Genomic DNA, 16875 nt, shown 5'->3' with positions numbered 1-16875 from the left:
CGTTGCAGTGAGGTCCCGAGCCGCTTCTCGGCCGGGGCGAGGGTTATCGGCTGGCGGGGACGTGCAGCTCGTCGAGGAGCCGGCGCACGTCCGCGGCGCGGACGTGGTCGCCGGCGAGGCGGGTGAAGAAGCCGAGCGCCATCTGAGAGCGGCCGGCGTTGTGGGTGCACAGGAACAGGGCGACGGGCCGGCCGTCGCGGTGATGCCCCTCGACGCGGGCCAGGGCCTGCAGGCGCTGGCGGGCGAAGCGCTCGGCGAGCAGCGGCAGGTAGTTCGGGGCGCTGCCAGCAGTGGCGAACCGTACGTGCTGGTGTCAGTGATGGCGATCTCCCGAACTCATGGCGGGGGTGACGACGGGGGCGACCCGCTCGACGCGTGCGGCCAGGTCGGCGAACGCCGCCTCGAACGCGGCATCGGTGTCCAGCCGGACCGGGTCGGGCACTGACCAGTGCAGCCGAGGCCGGACCGGTCCGGTGAGTTCCTCGTGGGCGTTGTCGCAGACGGCGATGACGAGGTCGTCATCGCGCACGATGTCCGCGACGTGAGAGGTGCCGGTCGGGTTCAGCGCCAGCCCATGTCGCTGAGCCACAGCCACAGCACGAGGATGAACCCGGTCTGCGGGCTTCGTCCCCGCGGATGCCGCCGAGGTGTGGGCGCGGTCGGACCAGATGGCGGCAGCGAGCTGCGAGCGGGCGGAGTTGCGGGTGCAGACGAACACCACCCGACCGACCCCGGCCAGCGGCGCCGGGGTCAGTGCCGCCAGGGCCGCCGGTCGCAACCGCAGGTAGGTACGACGACGGTCTCCCTCCGACCGGCCACGGACCACCAGGCCGGCCTCGGTGAGGACCTTGACGTGATGGGCAACCAGATTCGTCGGCATCCCCAGGTCGGAGGCGATCTCGCCAGGGGAAGCGTCACCCAGGGTGAGCGCGTCCACGATCGCCAGCCGCGCCGGGTCGCCGAGCGCGGCGTGAATCCGGGCGCGCCCCTGCAGAGAGACAAGGTCAGTAGCCATTGACTCAATGATTACTGAGTAACTGAAGGAACGTCAAGCGGAAGAAGCCAGCGGTCAGGTGGGTGCCTACCGACGCGCCCGGGCCGAGCGCAAGGTGCAGTCGGGTGAGGGGCCCTCCTGAAGCCGGTCGGCCAGCTCGTGCGTAACTCGCCCCAAGGAGGCGCCCATCTGGTGGGCAGGGGAGCGGTGTTGCCGGCTCCGTCTTGAGGCCGCGGTCAGCAGCAGGTCTTCAGGTACGACTGCAACTCGGCCAACGCCGCGGCAACGCCGTCGCGGTCGGCCCGGTAGTACACGGTCTTCCCGTCGCGCCGCGACGTCACCACGCGCCCGCGGCGCAGCAGGGTCAGCTGTTGCGACGCCGTGGCCTGACTGATCCCCGCGCGTTCGGCCACTTCCCCGACCGACAGCTCGGCACCTCCCGCGAACAGCAACATGATCCGCTGTCGCGTCGGGCTGCCCAACGCCTTGAGAAACTCCTGCGTGTCCAGCGCCAGCCCGGGCGGTCCGGCGCTGGGCGCGACCGCGGCCGGCTCTGGCTCATCCATGCTTCCCAGCTTTCCGCAGCATCGCCATATTGTCATTCAACGAAATAACAATATGATGGTGCTGTGACCACCTCGTCCGAACCCTTGATCATCGTCGGCGGCGGCCAGTCGGGCCTCGCCGCCGCTCGCGCCGCGCTCTCCGTTGGCCTGCGCCCCGTCGTTCTGCAGGCGGGCGTCGAGACGGTCGGGTCCTGGCCCGACTACTACGACAGCCTCACTCTGTTCTCCCCGGCCCGATACAGTGCGCTGCCCGGCAAGGCGTTCGGCGGTGCAGACCCCGACCGCTACCCCACCCGCGACGAGGTTGTCGCCTACCTGCGCCGCTACGCCGGCAGCCTGGATGCCGACATCCGCACCGGCGTCCGCGTCACCGCCGTGCACCAGCGCCGGGGTGCTGGGTACATGGTTCGCACGGACACCGGTGACGAGATCCCTGCGGCGGGTGTCATCGCCGCCAGTGGCTCCTTCGGCAACCCGCATCTTCCGGTACTTCCCCGTCGGGAGGACTACGCCGGCGAAGTGCGGCACGTCGCGCACTACCGCCGGCCCGAGCCGTACGCCGGCAAGCGGGTCATCGTCGTCGGCGCCGGCAACTCCGCCGTCCAGGTCGCCCACGAACTGGCGTCGCACGCGAACGTCACGCTGGCCACCAGGGCGCCGATCCAGTTCGTGCCGCAACGTATTCGCGGCCGGGACCTGCATTACTGGTTCCACGTCACCGGCGCGGACCGGCTCCCACGGGCGGTGCTGACCCGCCTCGTCCGGCACTCCGCCGTGCTCGACACCGGCGTCTACCGCGAGGCCATCGCCTCCGGGCTCCTCGCCCGCCGGGAGATGTTCACCGCCTTCACTCCTGACGGGGTCGTCTGGGCCGACCGCAGCTCTGAGGTGGTTGACGCGGTGATCTTCGCTACCGGCTACCGCCCGAATCTCGACTATCTCGCTCCGCTCGGGACCTTGGAGCGCGGGACGCCGCGGCAGGTGGCCGGCGTCTCCACCACCCACCCAGGGCTGGTCTACCTGGGGTTGGAGTTCCAACGCTCGTTCTCGTCGAACACCCTGCGCGGGGTCGGCCGCGACGCCGCCCACGTCGTCGCCGCCTTGGCCGAGCGCGTGTCCGGCGCAACGCCCCGGCGGCGGTGGCTTACTGAGCGGCTGCCGGTTCGACGGTGAGCAGCGCGGCGAGCTGGCGCAGCATGGCCGGCCGGGCCCGGTAGTACACCCAGGTGCCCCGGCGTTCGGCGTCGACCAGCCCTGCTTCGCGCAGCGTCTTCAGGTGATGCGAGATCGTCGGGCCGGTGAGATCGAAGGCGGGGGTGAGGTCGCAGACGCAGGCCTCCCCGCCCTCGGCTGAAGCGATCATCGACATCAGCCGCAGCCGTACCGGATCGCCGAGGGCTTTGAACGCGGGCGCGAGCACCGCGGCGGTCTCGGCCGGTACCCGCCGCTCCGCCAGGGGAGGGCAGCAGGGGGTCTCGGCGGTCAGGTCGACGAGGGTGAGAGGCGCCGCTTGCTTCGACATGCCCCTAGGTTGACATCTATCTAATCAACGTGCAAGTCTCTACTTCGACGGACGTCAAGACAGACGTCTGGGGAAGGGGAGCCCATGGTCGGGTTCATGCGCAGGCCGAAGTATCCGGCGACTGGCGTGCGGTTCTGTGACTCCTGGGCCGAGGTCACCACCACAGGGCAGCGAGCTCGGCGCCGCTACGACGCTGCCCGCACCGCCGCATGTGCGGCCATGCGCCAGCGGTGGCCAATGAGGGCCTGTTAGGCTTTATCGCCTATCGGCGATAAACGATGAAGGACGTGGTGATGGCGGACGAGCTGCTGGATCGGACGACGGCGCAGACGTATGCGTCGTGGTTCCGGGCCCTCGCGGACCCGACCCGGGTGCAGATCGTGGAGTACCTGGCCCGCCATGCCCGGCCGATGAGCGTGGGGGAGATCGTCACGGCGGTCGGGTTGGCCCAGTCCACCGTCTCACAGCACCTCAAGATCCTCACCGAGGTGCGGTTCGTGCTGGTGGAGCCGGCCGGAACGGCCCGCCACTACCGGATCAACGACGCGTGTGTCGGCTGCTTTCCCTCCGCCGCCGACGTCGTCATGGGCCGGCCCGCCCCCAGTCCGAACGGAATCTGCTGATGGGCGACATCACCATCCGTGCCATGGCCGCCAGCGACGCCGACCGGGTCCTGGCGATCTACCAGGCCGGACTCGACGCCGGCAACGCCAGCTTCGAGACCACCACGCCGACCTGGGCGGCGTTCGATGTCGCGAAACTGCCCGAGCACCGCTTCGTGGCCGTCGACGGCGACGACACCCTGCTCGGCTGGATTGCGGTCTCGCCGACCTCGAACCGGGCGGTCTACGCAGGGGTGGTGGAGCACTCCGTCTACGTGGACCCGGCCGCGCAGGGCCGAGGCGTCGCCCGGCTGCTGCTGCAGACCCTGATCGCCTCCACCGAGGCCGCCGGCATCTGGACGATCCAGTCCGGCGTCTTCCCGGAGAACACCGCCAGCCTCGCCCTGCACGAGCGCGCCGGGTTCCGGGTCATCGGCGTGCGGGAGCGGGTCGGACGGCACCACGGCCGCTGGCGGGACGTCGTCCTGCTGGAGCGCCGCAGTCCCGCGATCACCTGACCAGCGCCGGCCCAGAGGACACGGGCCGCCGTTCACCTATTTGATTCGACAGATCTCTACACAGAGGAGTGACCCATGAGGGCCCTGGACAACCTTCCCGCCGTGGTCATCGGCGCCGGCCCGGTGGGGCTGGCCGCCGCCGCGAACCTGCACGAACGCGGCATCGCCTTCACCGTCCTGGAAGCCGGCGACTGCGCCGGCGCCGCCGTACGGCAGTGGGGACACGTGCGGGTCTTCTCCCCGTGGCGATACAACATCGACCCCGCTGCCCGCCGCCTCCTGGACGACGCCGGCTGGGTCGCCCCCGACCTCGAGGCACTGCCCACCGGCGCGGAACTCGCCGCCGACTACCTGCAGTCCCTGGCCGAACTGCCGCAGCTCAGGCCGCACCTGCGCTACGGCGCACGGGTGGAGGCGATCAGCCGCCTCGGCCTGGACCGGCTGCGCACCGCCGGCCGCGAGCACACGCCGTTCCTGATCCGCCTCGCCGACGGTGACGAGGTCCTGGCCCGGGCGGTGATCGACGCCTCCGGCACCTGGGGCACCCCCAACGTGCTCGGCGCCTCCGGCCTGCCCGCCCGCGGCGAGGCCACCGTCGCCGCGTTCCTGGAGCACGCGCTGCCGGACGTGCTCGGCACCGACCGGGACCGGTTCGCCGGCCGGCACACCCTGGTCGTGGGCGCCGGCCACTCGGCGGCGAACACCCTGCTGTCCCTGGCGGACCTGGCCGCCGGCGAGCCGGGCACCGAGGTGACCTGGGCCATCCGGACCGGCTCACCGGCGCGCACCTACGGCGGCGGAGACGCCGACGCCCTGCCGGCGCGCGGCGCACTCGGCTCCCGGCTGCGCGGGCACGTCGACGCCGGCCGGATCCGGCTGCTCACCGGCCTCTCCGTGCACACCCTCACCCCGACCGACGGCCGGGTGAGGGTGGTCGTGCGCCACGCCGACGGCGGCGAGGAGTCGATCACGGTGGACCGCATCGTCGCGGCCACCGGCTTCCGCCCGGACCACTCGATCGCCTCCGAGCTGCGCCTGGACCTCGACCCCGTCATGGGCGCCACCCGGGCCCTCGCCCCGCTGATCGACCCCAACGAGCACTCCTGCGGCACCGTCCCCCCGCACGGCGTGGACGAGCTGTCCCACCCGGAGGTCGGCTACTACGCCGTGGGCATGAAGAGCTACGGCCGCGCGCCGACGTTCCTCATGGCCACCGGCTACGAGCAGGTCCGCTCCGTCGTCGCCGCCCTCGCCGGCGACTGGGACGCCGCCCGCGACGTCCAGCTCGACCTGCCCGAAACCGGCGTCTGCAACAGCAATCCTGCCGACTCCGCAACCGGCGACAGCTGCTGCGGGCCGGCCCCGACCGGCGAACCGGCAGCGCGCGGGCTCGCCACCGGCATCACCGGTGGCCTGCTGTCCGCGCCGCTGAACCTGGTCACCCTCGACGCCGCCCCCGCAGGCGGCCAGACCGGTGGCTGCTGCGGCAGCTGATGCCCACCACCACGACGGTGCCCGCCGACCCCGCGGTCGGCGGGCACCACGCCCACGGCTGGCGGATCGTCGCCGCCCTCGCCGTCACCTCCACCGTCGGCTACGGCACCCTCTACTACGCCTACGCCGTCCTGCTGCGCCCGATGGCCGTCGCCCTCGGCGCGTCCACCACCGCCGTGACCGGCGCGCTGACCGCCTCGGTCCTTGCTGGCGCGGTCATGGCCATCCCGGTGGGACGGTGGCTCGACCACCACGGCGGACGCGCGCTGATGACCGCCGGTTCGATCACCGCCACCGCCCTGCTCGTGGCCTGGTCGCAGGTTCACTCCATCGCCCAGCTCTACGCCGTCATGATCGGCATCGGGATCACCGGCGCGATGGTGCTCTACGAGCCCGCCTTCGCCGTCATCGTCTCCTGGTTCACCCCGGACCGACGCGCCACCGCCCTGTTGGCTGTCACGATCGTGGCCGGATTCGCCAGCACCATCTTCATGCCGCTGACCGGCCTGCTGGCCGAACACCTCGGCTGGCGCGGTGCGCTGCTCGTCCTCGCCGTCATCCACGGCATGATCACCGTGCCCCTGCACGCGCTCACCATCCGCCGGCGCCCGTCGTCGGCGACGACGGCCCTTGCCGGGCCGACACCACCGGATCCCGCCCAGCGGCGTGCGATCGTCAAGGCCGCGATGCGCGATGCCAGGTTCTGGGTCCTGGCCGGTACCTTCGTCGCCCAGGGTGCGGCGACAAGCACCATGACCGTTCACCTCGTCGGCTACCTGACCAGCCACGGCCACCCCGCCACGTTCGCCGCCACCGCCACCGGCCTGCTCGGCGTCCTGTCGGTCACTGGCAGGCTCATCCTCACCGGCGCCCGCCGACGCCTGCCCGTCACCAGCATCGTGGCCGCCGTCTTCGCCACCCAGGCGGGCGCTGTCCTCGCGATGCCGCTGCTCGCCGGCACCCGCACCGGCGCCGTCATCACCGTCGTCGGCTTCGGACTCGGCTTCGGCATCACCAGCCTCGCCACCCCAGCCCTGCTCGCCGACCGCTACGGCACCACCGCCTACGCCACCATCGCCGGACGACTCGCCGCCCCCGTCACCATCGCCAAAGCCACCGCGCCCCTCGCGGCCGCGATCCTCCTGCACACCGTCGGCGGATACACACCGCTGCTCACCGCCGTCGCCATCAGCTGCGCACTCGCCGCCGTCGGCATCACCACCCGAGCGAAAATTCCTGCGCCACAACCCTCCACTGCCCACACCTGAGGCTGCATGTGTGACCAACTCGGACCGACCCGACCCTCACCCAGGCGGCGCGGTCCGGGTGGTAGCACGCGGCCAGGGCGGGGCGAGGAGCCCAACTTTCGGAGCACGATAGGGACCCTTCTTTGCAGGAGGACAAGCGCCGTAGCACGCCGCCGTAGTGGCTCGCCGGCCAGCCGGGCGCGACAACTGTCCATCCTGGCCTCACACCTTTGCAGTTACGCTCATCTATTCTTTGCTGTCCGAGACGATCAACTACCGCCCAGGACGGCGGTGTTGGTGCTCGGCGACCGGGAGGAGGCACGGCTATGAGTGCGAGCATGAGGCGGTTGGCCGGTCGCGTCGTGGCGGTGGGCGTGACCGCGACCCTGGCGGCGGCAGGATCAACGTTCCTCGCGGCCGGCGCGGCACAGGCGGCGGGAGTGCGCGCGAGCGTGGTCAACGCGGCGAAGGCGTACCTCGGGACCCCCTACCGCCTGGCCTACGGATGGACGTGCGGAAGGGCGGCGGTGGACTGCGAGTGCCTCAACGGCTACTGACCGAACCTGAAGTGCCGGCCGGCAATCAACTACGGTCGCCGGTCGGCCCGCACCAGGTCCAGCACCAGATCGACCGGCAGGGCGGGCATCCAGTGACCATCGCGGCCGCTCATCTCGTCGTTGACGAACAACGCGTTGAGCACCGCCTCCTCGACCGCCTGCACCACTGCGTCAAAGAACCGGTCGATGAAACCCCAGGGCACGTAGGTGAGCGTGTCCAGGCGTTCCGTCCCGGGCTGCGGATGGTCCGCGCCCAGTCCACCCTCATTCCCGGTGGAGAAGGTGAGGAAGAGGTCGCCGGAGAAGTGCGACCCGGTCGTGCCGGTGCGGGCCAAGCCGAGCGGCACCCGCCGCGACAGCGCCTTGCACTGGCCGGGAAGCAGTGGCGCGTCGGTCGCCACCACGGCGATGACCGACCCCGCGCCGGCCGGCACCGACGCGCCGGCGCGGGGATCCTCGCCCGGCAGCGCCCGGCCCACCGGTACGCCGGCTACGACCAGCTCCTCTCGGGCGCCGAAATTGGCCTGCACCAGTACGCCGACCGTGTAGCTCCGGTCCGCCAGGGTTGCTAGCCGCGAGGCCGTTCCGGTGCCACCCTTGAAGCCGTAGCAGCACATTCCGGTACCCCCTCCGACCGAACCCTGCGCCACCGGCCCGCCGGCCGCCTCGTCGATCGCTCGCGCGACCGTAGCCGCCCGCACATGCTCGCCATTGATGTCGTTGAGATAGCCGTCGTAAGTCTCGGCCACCACCGGCAACATCCACCGATCGGCCCGCCGCGGAACGTTGGCGACCACCCAGTCAATGACACCGCGGTGCCCGGCGCCGACCGCATGTGAGTTGGTCAGCACGACGGGAAGGTCCAGCAGGCCCGCTTCCTCGATGAATGCCGCTCCGGTCATCTCCCCGTTGCCGTTGAGCACTGACGTTCCTGCCGCGCACGCCGACCCGACCCCCGCTCGGCCCCGAGGCAGGACCACCGTCACGCCGGTGCGGACCGGACCGACGCCCACCGTGAGCGCTCCGGTGCCCTCGACCAGAGTGACCGCACCGACCTCCACACCCGGCACATCGGTGATGGCGTTGTTCGTCCCAGGTACACCGGGCAGCGGGAGCCCGAGCTCGCGAACGCCCGGCTTCACCGGCCGGCTCCGTCGGTGGTCTTCCGACACCGGCACCTCCGTCGCAAGGGATTCTTCGTACGCGACGACGAACGATACCGGCCGCCTACACCGCGCGGTCCGGACGATGAGGTGTGCTGTCTGCTCTACGAATTCTCACCCCAGGCGCGCCGGCGACCCAGCGACGCCGGCCTGCGTCGCACCCTGTACGACCGGCAGGTGCAGCGCTACGAACAAATCCTCACCGAGGGCAGCCGCGACGGCCAGTTCACGCTCGCGCTGCCCGCGGCGGAGGCGGCCCGAAACCTCGTCGCCCTCGAGGACGCCTACGGGTATCACATCATCGCCGGAACACGGTCACCCGCGACCAGGCGCGCCAGTACCTCATCGGTTATGCCAGCTATGCGACCAACACCCAACTCGCGCCGTCGGTCCGTTCCACGTGACTCGACGAGCGCCTGGTGCCGTGACCACTATGAGCGGCACCCGTGTCGTCGCCTTGCTGAGGCCGCTGACAGTCGCCACGATCGCGTTCCTTCGGCACGGCGCCGGCCACGGCGGTGCCGGTCGGGTGAGCGCCGATGACCCGCGGTGTGGCGCGGGAGGGGGCGACCCGATGCGCCCAGCGTGGTATCTGAAATCTCCAATTCGGTCCGCAACCTTGTAGCATGCGGCGGACGATGGCCGGCAGCCGGAGCGCGGCTCTGGTACGACTCGGCGGGGTGGCACTGCCGGTCGGGCGGCCGCGGCGCCGGTCAGGCCGGGGTCGGAGCGAGAGAGGAACCTGCTCGGCGTGTTCCAGGAACCGGACAGGACCCGGATGACCGGCGGAAACTCAATTGGCGGGACGCCAGGCGTCGACCCGCCGGGGGCGTGGGACGCGGAGCTGGCCAAGGCGGTGCGGCACGTCGCCGTGCTGCGCACCGGGTTCTACGTTGTCGTGCTGCTGATCGCGCTCGGCGGCCAGGTGTCCGGGGCGATGGAACGGCTCGGCATGCCGTGGTACGTCGCCCTTCCGGCCGTTGGGGCGTTGGAGCTGGGCGGCGTTGTGGTGCTGGCGAACGCCGACGTACGCCGTCGACTAGGCGAACCGGCGATCCTGTCCCGTGTGCTGTCGGCCGGTATCGCCACCGCCGCGGTCGCCTTCAACTGGCTGGCGCACAGCAACCACCTCGAAGGCGGCTTCTACGCGGGCATGTCCCTGCTCGGTTATCTGGTGTGGCTGATGAACGCCGAGAACCAGCGGCGGGACCGGCTGCGCGCCAGGCAGCAGCTGCCCCCCACGACGCCGGCGTACGAACCGGTCGGGCACTGGTTGCGACACCCGTGGCTGACCCGCCGTGCACGCTCGCTGGCCAAGGCTGACCCCGGCCTCGGGCTGTACGGCTCGCTCGACGCGGCCCGCGCGCAGATCCGCGCCGAGCGGCGGCAGGCGGCGCTGAGCAAGGTGTTGCACCGCAAGATCAGCCGAGCGCTGGACGCCACCACCGCGGACATCGCCGTGGCGGTGTACGACCTCGACGAGATCGCCCGGCGGCTGGCCGAGCAGGCGGACTACGACGGGCTCACCGCGCTGATCGCCGCCGATCTGGCACCTGCGCGCGTGCTGGCCGGGAACCTGCCGGCGGGCGGCCGCCGCCGGCGGTGGCGTCGGACCGGCCAACCCGACCCCGTCGCACTAGCCTCGGCCGCGCGGCTGCTCGCCGACGCGCCGGACCCGGTCACGGACGCGGCCCCCGTAGCCCCGACGGCGGACGCGGCCTCCGGCGGCTCAGCGCGGCCCGAGTCGGCCGGGGACGCCGTTCAGCAGGCGGGCGCTACCGAGCAGGCCGGAGACGATGCCGAGCGACTGGGATCGGAGCGGTCCCGGGGGGCAACGCCAGACCGTACCGACCGGCAGTTGGAGCGGTCCGAGAGCACGGGCCAGCTCACCTCGACCACGGATCAGCCCGACCCGCCCCGCGCCTCGGACTGGGCGGCGCTGCACGCGGAGATCGCCCCACTCCTGCCGGCAGCCGCACCGCGCCGAACGCCGCGCAACACAGCAGGCCGGTCGGCCACCAGCCGGGCGGAGGCATTGTCAACCACGGACGCGCCAGGCTCCGTCGAGGAGCCGGCCGACACCGCGCCGCCGGCAACGACCCGCAGCGCGGCAGCGATGCCGCGGGCCGCGACGGGACGGGCACGTGTCGCCCGAGCCGCCGAGCCGGCGGGCGAGCCGGGGCCGATCGCGGCAGTCACGCGAGAGCTACCTCTGGTGGCCGGGCGGGACCTGCCGGACCTGGTAGACACCGCGGCGAGCCGTACCACACCACCCGTCGCGACCCCCGACACGGTGGAAGGGGCCACCGAGCAACGCTCGGCTTCGCGACCGCGGCAGCGCCCGGTGGGACGACGCGGCCCCGCGACCGGGCGCGGAGACCGTCCGGCGTCGGTCGAGCACCCGGTCGGCTGAGGCCGGTCGGCCCCTGGGGAGCTGGAGCAGTCATTCCCCGTGCGCCAACGAGCCGGCTGGTCAGCCAGCGCGGCGAAGCCCAATACGTCCTCGGCTCGGAGCGGTACCGCAACCGGTGGGCGGTGACCATCGGGGAAGGCCAGCCCCATACCGGTTCGCGGCGCAGGCAGTCCACGCCAACCACGACGGCATCGACGGGGTGCCGATCGTCGAGTACGTTACCGGCGAGTCGATCTGGCGATGGTGGACGGCGGGAGGCCGCGTGGCCGGGAAACACCGTTCGTGGTGGGGCTGGGGGCACGTCGAGGACGCAGTGACCGGCACGGAGGCCACGGCGTTGGCCGACCGGGTGCGTACCCTGCTGCCCGACGTCGACCTGACCGAGCATGTCGCGCCGCCGGTGGCCGAACTCGACCTGCGCCCGCCGCGGGTCGATCCGCCGACGTCGCTCGCCCGGCTGTGCTCGACGGACCCGGCCGACCGGGCGGCGCACACCCACGGCAAGGCGTTTCGGGACGTCGTCCGCAACCTGCACGGGGAGGTTCACGACCCGCCGGACCTGGTGGTCCGGCCGGCGACCGAGCAGGACGTCGTCGACGTGCTGGACTGGTGCGCGGGCCGGGACATCGCGGTGATTCCCTACGGCGGCGGCTCGTCAGTGGTCGGCGGCGTGGAGCCGCGGCTGGACGACGCGTATCCCGCGGCGGTCAGTCTCGACCTTGGGCGCCTCGACCGAGTGCTGGAGGTGGACCGGACCAGCCGGGCGGCCCGCATCCAGGCCGGCGTGTTCGGCCCGGCGCTGGAGGACCAGCTCCGGCCGCACGACCTCACGCTGCGACACTTCCCGCAGTCGTTCGAGTTCTCTACCCTGGGCGGCTGGTTGGCCACCCGCGCCGGCGGTCACTACGCCACCGTCCTGACCCATATCGACGACCTGGTGGAGTCGTTGCGGGTGGTCACTCCGGCGGGCACCAGCCAGTCGCGCCGGCTGCCCGGCTCCGGCGCCGGGCCATCCCCGGACCGGCTGTTCCTCGGCTCGGAGGGCGTGCTCGGCGTCATCACCGAGGCGTGGATGCGGCTGCAGGACCGGCCGCGCTGGCGGGCGGGCGCCTCGGTGCACTTCACCGACTACGACCTGGCGGTCGAAGCCACCCGGGCCATCGCCCAGTCCGCGCTGTACCCGAGCAACTGCCGGCTGCTCGACCCTGCCGAGGCGCTCCTCAACGCCGGTGCCGCCACCACCGGCGGCGTGCTCGTCCTGGGATTCGAGTCCGCCGACCATCCGGTCACACCGTGGCTGGACCGCGCCGTCGAGCTGTGCCGCGACCACGGGGGAACCCTGCCGGAGCCGCCCCGTGGCGACGACTCGTCCGGCCCACGGCAGCGGACCGCCACCGACGCCTGGCGGTCAGCGTTCCTGCGGATGCCGTACCAGCGCGACGCACTCGCCGCCCGGTCGATGATCGTGGAGACGTTCGAGACCGCCTGCACCTGGGACCGATTCCCCGCCTTACGCGCCGCCGTGCTCGACGCGGCCGGCGACGCGCTCCGCGCCGTCAACGCGACCGGTGTGGTCACCTGCCGCTTCACCCATGTCTACCCGGACGGCCCCGCCCCCTACTTCGGCGTGTACGCCACCGGCCGCTGGGGCGCCACCGTCGACCAGTGGGACCAGATCAAGCATGCCGTCTCCGACGCGCTGCTCGCCGCCGGCGGCACCATCACCCACCACCACGCCGTCGGCCGCGACCACCGACCCTGGTACGACCAGCAGCGTCCGGACCCGGTCGCGCTCGCCATGCGCGCCGCCAAGAGCGCGCTCGACCCGTCCTGGATCCTCAACCCCGGCGTCCTCGTCGATCCCGCCGGCTGACCTGGGCCGGCTCCGCGACGCCTGACTTCCCGGCAAACCTTCGCCGGCGGGGTGCGGGGGAGGCAAGCGCCCCGTGATACAGCCCGTCAGCGACACCGGCGGGCGTTGAGCCGGGCGGCCTGGCGCGTCAGGTGGTCGCGTTCGGCGAGGTTGGGGGCCTTGTGGGCTGCCTCGGCGTACAGGCGTGCCGCCGTCGCCAGGTCGCCGTCGCGCTCGTGGAGGTACGCCGCCACCGCCGCGTGGCGGGGCAGTGAGTCGTTCAGCGCCGCGAGCGCCGCCAGCCCGGCGCGCGGTCCGTCGGCCTCGCCGACGGCCACTGCGCGGTTGAGCCGGACGACCGGGCTGTCGGTCAGGCGCGCGAGCTCGTCGTACCACTCGACGATCTGCACCCAGTCGGTCTCGTCGGCGGTGGGCGCGTCAGCGTGCAGTGCCGCGATGGCGGCCTGAGCCTGGAACTCGCCCAGCCGGTCGCGAGCGAGGGCCGCCTGGAGGATCGCGACGCCCTCGGCGATCGACGTGGTGTCCCATCGGCCGCGGTCCTGCTCGGCGAGCGGCACCAGGCTGCCGTCGGGCGCGGTCCGGGTGGCGCGCCGGGCGTGGTGCAGCAGCATGAGGGCGAGCAGCCCCGCCACCTCGGGGTGGTCGATCGCGGCCGCGAGTTGCCGGGTGAGTCGGATGGCCTCGGCGGCGAGGTCGACATCGCCGGAGTAGCCCTCGTTGAAGACCAGGTAGAGGACGCGCAGCACGGTGGCGACGTCGCCGGGCTGGTCGAACCGCACTCCGGAGACGGTGCGCTTGGCCCGGCTGATGCGCTGCGCCATGGTCGCCTCGGGGACCAGGTAGGCGTGGGCGATCTGGCGGGTGGTCAGCCCGCCGACGGCGCGCAGCGTGAGCGCGACCGCGGACGACGGCGTCAGCGACGGGTGGGCGCACAGGAAGTAGAGCTGGAGCGTGTCGTCCACCGTGGGCGCGGGTCCGGGCGCCGGCTCCTCGTCGACGAGGTCCTCACGCCGGCGGCGGGCGGCGTCCGCCCGGGTCGTGTCGAGGAACCGGCGCCAGGCCACGGTGACCAGCCAGCCCTTCGGGTCCCGCGGCGGGTCGGCCGGCCAGACGCGGACCGCCTCGACCAGCGCGTCCTGCACGGCGTCCTCGGCCGCCGCGAAGTCGGCTCCGCGGCGGACGAGGATCCCGAGCACGCTCGGCGTGAGGCTGCGGAGCAGGGCCTCGTTCATCTGAGAGGTCACTCCGTGATGGTGGGCGGCGCGGTGAGGAACGGGCGCACCTCGAGCCACTCGTGGATCGGCTTCCCGCCCGCCCCAGGGGCGGCCGACAGTTCCCCGGCCAGCTCGATGGCGCGCTCGTAGCTGTCGACGTCGATCACCATCCAGCCGGCGATGAGGTCCTTGGTCTCGGCGAATGGGCCGTCGGTGACCGGCGGGCGCCCCTCGCCGTCGTAACGGACGAACGTCCCCTCGGGGGCGAGCGCCTGCCCGTCGACGAACTCGCCGGTCCCCTCGAGCCGGGCCGCGAAGTCGTGCATGTACTGCACGTGCGCCGAGATCTCCTCCGGCGTCCACTGGTCCATCGGCACGTCGTTGACCGGAGCCGGAGCGCCGCGGTAGTGCTTGAGCAGCAAGTACTTCGCCATCGTGTTTCTCCTCTGCTGGTAAGACCCATCTTGGTCACCTTCACCACGGGGACGGAGCCAGCCACCAGTTCTCGACATGGCCGTCCCAAATTTTTCTCTCTCTTAGATGAGCCTGGCTGAACCGACTCGTGGGTGTCCGGGTCCACGGCGCGGCGCGGCCGGTTGCTGTGCAGGTACGCCTCGGGTGCCGGCCGCCGAGTGCAATCTGGGGCAGGGGCACACTTCTGCGATCCTGAGGTCCAGGAAGACATCGAGCGGAGGCGCCGTCGGGCCGGCCGACTAGCTCCGCCGGGCATCCTTGACGAACACGATCCCGTCGGTGCTGGCCACGTGGGCCGGATCCAGCGGGGAGTAACCGAACCAGGGGGACACCCGGGCAGCGGGCGTCACGTTGGCGAGGATAGCGGCCAGTCGATGGGCGTCGACGATGTAACGCTCCTCCGGGAGCGCGGACAGCAGCCCCTCGATGGTGTCCGGAGGCGGGGCGTCCACCCCCTGGTGGCGGATCGTGCCGAGGGCTGTGGCGAGGAAGGCGTACCCCTCGCCCAGGTGGGCGCTGACGATCGCGCCGGCACTCCACCATTCCAGCGGCAGGTCGCCCATCCGCATCGTGCTCTTGTTTCGCTGGAGGTGGCCGTTGTGGGCGTTCACCAGCGTCGGCCCTCGTTCGGCGATGGCGAGCAGGTTGGCGGCCATCATCGAATCCCGCACGCCGAGCAGCCGCGCCATGCGGCTCGGTGACGTGTCGGCCATCCCGAAGTGGTAGCGAAGCAGCCCGGTGGCGGTACGGCCGTACAGGCGTGCCCGGTGCCAGTCCTCCGGTGAGGACGCCGCGATCAGGTGTGGCGTCTGCGCGTCGAGCAGGGCCACCAGATCATCGGCGAGCAGCCGCAGCTGTTTGGCGTCGGGCGTCTGCCCGACGGACTGGGACGGGTCCATCATCGCGGCGGGATTGGTCCACCGGTCGTCAGCGCCAAGCAGACGGTCGAGCGTTTCCGCGGTGCAGGGAAGCAGGTCGGCGTCAACCCAGGCGGTGAGGTAGCGGTGGAGTGCGGTGAGGGCCTGCCGAGGGCTCGCGGCACCCGTGATCTCCAGCGGGCCGTCGAAACCGGCGAAGCGGAGCTGCTGTGACACGGACCGGCCGTCGTTGTACGCGCGCATCCAGCGCACCAGCTCGCGGTTGCCCGCGAAGGCGCCCCACTCGTGGCTGAAGCCGCGCTCCATGACCTCGTCGAGGATGCCGGTGCCCGAGGTGACGTAGTCGTCCACGACCAGGCCCATCACGCAGTCGCTCTCAATGGCGATCGTCCGGTAGCCCTCCTGCTCGACGAGCTGCCGGAAGATCTCGTTCCGCACCTCGAGCAGAACGTCCTCGCCGTGGGTGGGCTCGCCCAGGGCGAGCAGCCGCGGCCGGGTCGCGAGCAGCCGCATGACGGTCGCGGCCTCGACAGCATGGGCGGTGTCCTCGGTGCCAGCAGCCATGCCCTCAACGGTATCGTTGAACCTTCGGTTGAAACTTCTCCGCAAATGTTGACAGGACATGGGGCGAAACCTTCAAGACGGTGGGCGGCTCAGGCCGGTCGACCTCGCGCGCGGGCCCGGTCTGTCCACCCAGGCGATCAGGAACTACGAGGCGGCCGGCATCCTTCCGGGCGCCGAACGCACCCTGCACGGATACCGCACCTACACGCCGCTGCACGCGCAGGCCCTCCGCACGTTTCTCGCGCTCGTGCCCGGACACGGCCACCAGACGGCCACGTCGATCATGCAGGCGGTCAACCGGGACGCGACCGAGGACGCGCTCCGGCTCATCGACGAGAGCCACGCCCAGCTGCTCGACGACCGCCGCACCCTCCAGTCCGTCGAAGCCGCGCTTCGCGACCTCGATCCTGTACCGCAGGAGCGCGGTGACACGTTCGTCGGCCCGCTGTCGCAGCGGCTCGGGATCCGCCCGGCGACTCTGCGCAAATGGGAACGCGCCGGCCTGGTCCAGCCGCGCCGCGACCCACGGACGGGCTACCGGGTCTACAGCGAGGCGGACGTCCGCGACGCCCTGCTGGCCCACCAGCTCAGACGGGGTGGCTACCTGCTGGAGCAGATCGCGCCGCTGACCGCCCAGGTCCGCTCCGCCGGAGGCGTCGCACCGCTGGAGTCGATGCTGCGCGACTGGCGCGCCCGCCTCTCGGCCAGGAGCCGCGCCCTGCTCGCCGGCGCCGCCGCATTGGACGCCTACCTCGACCACCGCCCTGCTCCGCCCGGATGACGAGCGGCCTGCTGG

The 16875-nt window shown here is 71.9% G+C and carries 16 protein-coding genes; 9 read left to right on the top strand and 7 right to left on the bottom strand.

Annotated features, from left to right (window positions below; genetic code table 11):
• Positions 1–313: 313 nt before the first annotated feature.
• Positions 314–1015, bottom strand: coding sequence for an arsenate reductase/protein-tyrosine-phosphatase family protein (locus ACTMS9_RS14275; protein ID WP_441165156.1), 702 nt, complete (start codon positions 1013–1015; stop codon positions 314–316).
• Positions 1016–1230: 215 nt separating this feature from the next.
• Positions 1231–1560, bottom strand: a complete 330-nt coding sequence (locus ACTMS9_RS14270; RefSeq protein ID WP_441165155.1) for an ArsR/SmtB family transcription factor — start codon at positions 1558–1560, stop codon at positions 1231–1233.
• 63 nt (positions 1561–1623) lie between these two features.
• Here ACTMS9_RS14270 and ACTMS9_RS14265 point away from each other — a divergent pair, with 63 nt between their 5' ends.
• Positions 1624–2733, top strand: coding sequence for a flavin-containing monooxygenase (locus ACTMS9_RS14265; protein WP_441165154.1), 1110 nt, complete (start codon positions 1624–1626; stop codon positions 2731–2733).
• Here ACTMS9_RS14265 and ACTMS9_RS14260 read toward each other — a convergent pair.
• Entirely contained in the window at positions 2705–3082 is a 378-nt protein-coding gene (locus ACTMS9_RS14260) for an ArsR/SmtB family transcription factor (RefSeq protein WP_441165153.1), read from the bottom strand. The genes ACTMS9_RS14265 and ACTMS9_RS14260 overlap by 29 nt on opposite strands.
• Before the next feature lie 278 nt (positions 3083–3360).
• Between ACTMS9_RS14260 and ACTMS9_RS14255 the strand changes: the two genes are divergently transcribed.
• The 5 genes from ACTMS9_RS14255 to ACTMS9_RS14235 all read left to right on the top strand — a co-directional run bounded on the left by ACTMS9_RS14255 (position 3361) and on the right by ACTMS9_RS14235 (position 7500).
• Positions 3361–3705 carry an ArsR/SmtB family transcription factor gene (locus ACTMS9_RS14255; RefSeq protein ID WP_441165152.1) on the top strand — a complete coding sequence of 115 codons (345 nt, stop codon included), beginning with the start codon at positions 3361–3363 and terminating at the stop codon, positions 3703–3705.
• Complete coding sequence (locus tag ACTMS9_RS14250) at positions 3705–4202, top strand: N-acetyltransferase family protein (RefSeq protein WP_441165151.1); 498 nt, start codon at positions 3705–3707, stop codon at positions 4200–4202. The genes ACTMS9_RS14255 and ACTMS9_RS14250 overlap by 1 nt, the downstream gene beginning before the upstream one ends.
• Positions 4203–4277: 75 nt before the next feature.
• Positions 4278–5696, top strand: coding sequence for an FAD-dependent oxidoreductase (locus ACTMS9_RS14245; RefSeq protein WP_441165150.1), 1419 nt, complete (start codon positions 4278–4280; stop codon positions 5694–5696).
• Positions 5696–6964 carry an MFS transporter gene (locus ACTMS9_RS14240; RefSeq protein ID WP_441165149.1) on the top strand — a complete coding sequence of 423 codons (1269 nt, stop codon included), beginning with the start codon at positions 5696–5698 and terminating at the stop codon, positions 6962–6964. The genes ACTMS9_RS14245 and ACTMS9_RS14240 overlap by 1 nt, the downstream gene beginning before the upstream one ends.
• A gap of 305 nt (positions 6965–7269) precedes the next feature.
• Entirely contained in the window at positions 7270–7500 is a 231-nt protein-coding gene (locus ACTMS9_RS14235; protein ID WP_441165148.1) for a hypothetical protein, read from the top strand.
• Positions 7501–7529: 29 nt separating this feature from the next.
• On the opposite strand, the gene ACTMS9_RS14230 is transcribed toward ACTMS9_RS14235, so the two are convergent.
• Positions 7530–8642, bottom strand: coding sequence for a DmpA family aminopeptidase (locus ACTMS9_RS14230; RefSeq protein ID WP_441165147.1), 1113 nt, complete (start codon positions 8640–8642; stop codon positions 7530–7532).
• 772 nt (positions 8643–9414) lie between these two features.
• Between ACTMS9_RS14230 and ACTMS9_RS14225 the strand changes: the two genes are divergently transcribed.
• Complete coding sequence (locus ACTMS9_RS14225) at positions 9415–11076, top strand: hypothetical protein (RefSeq protein ID WP_441165146.1); 1662 nt, start codon at positions 9415–9417, stop codon at positions 11074–11076.
• Positions 11077–11338: 262 nt separating this feature from the next.
• Positions 11339–12949, top strand: coding sequence for an FAD-binding oxidoreductase (locus tag ACTMS9_RS14220; RefSeq protein WP_441165145.1), 1611 nt, complete (start codon positions 11339–11341; stop codon positions 12947–12949).
• Positions 12950–13035: 86 nt separating this feature from the next.
• Here the strand turns inward: ACTMS9_RS14220 and ACTMS9_RS14215 are convergent, their stop codons facing one another.
• The 3 genes from ACTMS9_RS14215 to ACTMS9_RS14205 all read right to left on the bottom strand — a co-directional run bounded on the left by ACTMS9_RS14215 (position 13036) and on the right by ACTMS9_RS14205 (position 16079).
• Positions 13036–14181, bottom strand: coding sequence for an RNA polymerase sigma factor (locus ACTMS9_RS14215; RefSeq protein WP_441146815.1), 1146 nt, complete (start codon positions 14179–14181; stop codon positions 13036–13038).
• Positions 14182–14189: 8 nt separating this feature from the next.
• Positions 14190–14597, bottom strand: coding sequence for a YciI family protein (locus tag ACTMS9_RS14210; protein ID WP_441146451.1), 408 nt, complete (start codon positions 14595–14597; stop codon positions 14190–14192).
• A gap of 279 nt (positions 14598–14876) precedes the next feature.
• Positions 14877–16079, bottom strand: a complete 1203-nt coding sequence (locus ACTMS9_RS14205) for an erythromycin esterase family protein (RefSeq protein WP_441165144.1) — start codon at positions 16077–16079, stop codon at positions 14877–14879.
• 58 nt (positions 16080–16137) lie between these two features.
• On the opposite strand from ACTMS9_RS14205, the gene ACTMS9_RS14200 reads away from it, so the two are divergent.
• Positions 16138–16860 carry a MerR family transcriptional regulator gene (locus ACTMS9_RS14200; protein ID WP_441165143.1) on the top strand — a complete coding sequence of 241 codons (723 nt, stop codon included), beginning with the start codon at positions 16138–16140 and terminating at the stop codon, positions 16858–16860.
• The last annotated feature ends 15 nt before the right edge of the window (positions 16861–16875 follow it).

The organism is Micromonospora sp. L31 (genome assembly GCF_052068075.1).
In the GTDB taxonomy this organism is placed as follows: Bacteria; Actinomycetota; Actinomycetes; order Mycobacteriales; family Micromonosporaceae; genus Micromonospora; species Micromonospora purpureochromogenes.
Note: the sequence above shows the minus strand (reverse complement) of the source record. Positions and strands in the feature narration are given on the sequence as shown.

Bases quoted from the DNA above. Each gene is read 5' to 3' on its own strand.
- ACTMS9_RS14275 (WP_441165156.1), bottom strand. From the start codon at position 1,015: ATGGCTACTGACCTTGTCTCTCTGCAGGGGCGCGCCCGGATTCACGCC.
- ACTMS9_RS14270 (WP_441165155.1), bottom strand. From the start codon at position 1,560: ATGGATGAGCCAGAGCCGGCCGCGGTCGCGCCCAGCGCCGGACCGCCC.
- ACTMS9_RS14260 (WP_441165153.1), bottom strand. From the start codon at position 3,082: ATGTCGAAGCAAGCGGCGCCTCTCACCCTCGTCGACCTGACCGCCGAG.
- ACTMS9_RS14255 (WP_441165152.1), top strand. From the start codon at position 3,361: ATGAAGGACGTGGTGATGGCGGACGAGCTGCTGGATCGGACGACGGCG.
- ACTMS9_RS14250 (WP_441165151.1), top strand. From the start codon at position 3,705: ATGGGCGACATCACCATCCGTGCCATGGCCGCCAGCGACGCCGACCGG.
- ACTMS9_RS14245 (WP_441165150.1), top strand. From the start codon at position 4,278: ATGAGGGCCCTGGACAACCTTCCCGCCGTGGTCATCGGCGCCGGCCCG.
- ACTMS9_RS14240 (WP_441165149.1), top strand. From the start codon at position 5,696: ATGCCCACCACCACGACGGTGCCCGCCGACCCCGCGGTCGGCGGGCAC.
- ACTMS9_RS14235 (WP_441165148.1), top strand. From the start codon at position 7,270: ATGAGTGCGAGCATGAGGCGGTTGGCCGGTCGCGTCGTGGCGGTGGGC.
- ACTMS9_RS14215 (WP_441146815.1), bottom strand. From the start codon at position 14,181: ATGAACGAGGCCCTGCTCCGCAGCCTCACGCCGAGCGTGCTCGGGATC.
- ACTMS9_RS14210 (WP_441146451.1), bottom strand. From the start codon at position 14,597: ATGGCGAAGTACTTGCTGCTCAAGCACTACCGCGGCGCTCCGGCTCCG.
- ACTMS9_RS14205 (WP_441165144.1), bottom strand. From the start codon at position 16,079: ATGGCTGCTGGCACCGAGGACACCGCCCATGCTGTCGAGGCCGCGACC.
- ACTMS9_RS14200 (WP_441165143.1), top strand. From the start codon at position 16,138: ATGGGGCGAAACCTTCAAGACGGTGGGCGGCTCAGGCCGGTCGACCTC.